Source organism: Burkholderia sp. 3C, assembly GCF_054589155.1.
In genome coordinates this window covers 74,935-78,013 of record NZ_BAAILN010000125.1, presented here as the reverse complement: position 1 = coordinate 78,013, position 3,079 = coordinate 74,935, and the positions used below count along the sequence as shown (strand labels likewise).

General features: G+C 68.8%; 1 protein-coding gene and 1 pseudogene. Both read left to right on the top strand.

Annotation, left to right across the window (positions count from 1 at the left end; genetic code table 11):
• On the top strand, nucleotides 1-501 hold a 501-nt coding region (locus ACYP33_RS25355; RefSeq protein WP_459624373.1), incomplete at its 5' end, for a helix-turn-helix domain-containing protein.
• 298 nt (nucleotides 502-799) lie between these two features.
• Nucleotides 800-3,020, top strand: a pseudogene (locus ACYP33_RS25350) (TonB-dependent receptor).
• The last annotated feature ends 59 nt before the right edge of the window (nucleotides 3,021-3,079 follow it).

Genomic DNA, 3,079 nt, shown 5'->3' with positions numbered 1-3,079 from the left:
CTCGCGCAGGCGGCGCGGCGCGAGCCGCGGCTCGCCACGCGCGTGCGCGACGCCGGGGATGCGGCGCGCATCGTCGCGCCGGTGGCGGGCGCGCTGGCGCGGCACCGCTGGCCGGGCAACGTGCGCGAGTTGCAGAACGTGATCGAGCGGGTCGCGGTGGAATTGGCGGAAGACGAGAGCGAGGGCGGCGAGCATGGCGATGACGGCAGCGCGCCGTTGTCGCTCGATGCGCTGTACGCGATCGCGCCGGAGCTGTTCGTGCCGGGCGAGAGCGTCGGCACGGAGGCGCTCGCCGCACCGCAGGACGCCGCGCCGACACTCCACGAACGCCGCCGCCGCGTCGAAGCCGACGAAATCCGCGCCGTGCTCGACGCCTGCGATGGCGACCGCGAGCGCGCCTGCGCCGTGCTCGGCATCAGCAAGACGACGCTGTGGCGCAAGCTGGCCGCCACCGCCGCAGGCACCGGCACCCACGCCGTCAAGCCGAAACGCCCCCGCTGAGGCGGCGCGTCGGGCGGCCTCAGCAGCGCACCGGCTCCCCCCGAAATCCCCGCAAAGCCCGCCCGGCGGGCCCTTCACGCCCACCTACCCTTCCTTCACTCCGCCTGTTGTCACATTCCGACATGAGAATTACTTTGAAGATGACAATGATTCGCATTTAATTTATAGTCGCGTCTCAATAAAAAGTGCCGTCCCGCTTCGTCCAAGCCTCGCAGGACCGATTGACGGAATGGCCGGCCCGCCCGGATTCCGAACGACGCCCTGGGACGGAGATTTCATCAATCCGTTAGTGCGTCCTATGTCATCCAGCCACCCTTCGCCCGCCTGGGCTCTTTCGCCGATCTCCTGGGCCTGCCTGTCGCTCGCGGCAGCCTGCGCCTTCCCTGCCGCCGCTTCGGCGCAAACCAGCACCGCCGCACCCGCCACCCCGGCCAGCACGTCCGCCGCGAGCGCCTCCGCCTCGCTGCCGACCGTCGCCGTCAAGGGCAAGGTCGAGGAGCTGCCCGGCGACCTGTCGCCGACCTTCGGCGGCGGCCAGGTGGCGCGCGGCACGGATTACGGCGTGCTCGGCAAGCAGCGCAACATCAACGTGCCGTTCAGCATGACCACCTACACGTCGAAGCTGATCGAAGACCAGCAGGCGCGTACGCTGGCGGACGTGCTCGATAACGATCCGGCCGTGCGTACCGCGTTCGGCTTCGGCAACTTCTCGCAGACCTTCGTGATTCGCGGCTTCACGCTGGCCGGCGACGACATCTCGATGAACGGCCTGTACGGCGTCACGCCGCGCCAGCTCGTGGCGACCGACGCGGTCGAGCGCATCGACGTGCTGAAGGGCGCCAACGCGTTCCTGAGCGGCGCCTCGCCGACCGGCTCGGCCGTGGGCGGCGGCATCAACATCCAGTTGAAGCGCGCCGACGACAAGCCGCTCACGCGCGTCACGCTCGACGGCAGCACCGGCGGCCAGGTGGGCGAGCACATCGACATCGGCCGCCGCTTCGGCAGCGAAGGCCAGTTCGGCATCCGCGCCAACCAGGCCACCAGCGGCGGCTCGACCGACATCGACGACGCCCACCACCGCGCCACCACGCAAGCGCTCGCGCTCGACTATCGCGGCGACAAGCTGCGCCTGTACGCCGATTTCCTGCATCAACGCGTGCGCGACGACGAAGGCCGCAACGTGGTACATCAGCGGCACGGGCGCGCTGCCCGCGCCGCCGTCGGCCACCGGCAACTACTCGCAGCCGTGGGCGTTCAGCGATCTGGAAGACACCGTCGGCCAGTTGCGCGCCGAATACGATTTCGCGCCGGGCTGGACGGCCTACGTGGCAGGCGGCGCGCGTCACACCGACGAGCACGGCGAATACACCTCGCCCACCTACAACGCCGCCACCGGCGCGGTCACCATGAGCCGCCTCGGCGTGCCGCACAAGGAAGACGCGCAATCGGCCGAAGCCGGCGTGCGCGGCCACTTCACGACCGGCCCCGTCTCGCACATGGTGTCGTTCGGCGCCGCCTACACGCGCCTGAACTCGCAGTCGGCCTACACGTTCGCGAATTCCTTCCCGTCGTCGCTGGTCAACCCGGCGGCGGTGCCGTATCCGGCCACGGTCGGCTCCGGCGGCGATCTGTCCGATCCGGGCACCACCGCCATGACCTGGACGCGCTCCGTCGCCGTGTCGGACACGCTCGGCTTCCTGAACGACCGCGTGCTGTTCACGCTCGGCGCCCGCACCCAGTCGATCGCCACCACCAACTACGGCTACACGGGCTCGGTCAGCAGCGTCTACAACAAGTCGGTCACCTCGCCGGTGTTCGGCCTGGTGTTCAAGCCGACCAACGACTGGGCGATCTACGCGAACCGCAGCGAAGCGCTGACGGCCGGCGACGCCGCGCCGCAGAACGCGCGCAACTTCGGCGAAGTGCTCGCCCCGTACCGCTCGAAGCAGTATGAAGTCGGCACCAAGTACGACGCGGGCAGCTTCGGCGCCGCGTTCGCGCTGTTCCAGATCGAGAAGCCGATGTCGTACACCGACCTGACCACCGGGATCTTCTCGGCGAACGGCACGGAACGTCACCGCGGCGTGGAATTCTCGGTCAACGGCGAGCCGATGAAGGGCCTGCGCCTGATCGGCGGCGCCAGCTACCTGAACGCCACGCTGCAGGACACGGCCGGCGGCGCCACCGACGGCAACCGTCCGATCGGCGTGCCGAAGTTCACGTTCACCGCGAACGTCGAATACGACCTGCCGATGCTGCCGGGCGCGACGCTGACCGCACGCTGGATCCACACCAGTTCGGAATACGTCGACACGGCCAACACCATGACGATCCCGTCCTGGAACCGCTTCGATCTCGGCGCGCGCTACAAGACGCAACTGTTCAAGAAGGACACGACGTTCCGCATCACGGTGCGCAACGTGGCGAACAAGTCGTACTGGGCGGCGGCATCGAGCGGCGGTTACCTGACGCAAGGCGAACCGCGTTCGATCTGGCTGTCGATGACGACCGACTTCTGATGATGTGAAACCGGGCCGGTTCGCCGGCCCGGGCTGCGGTTCCCATTTGCGGTGCCGAT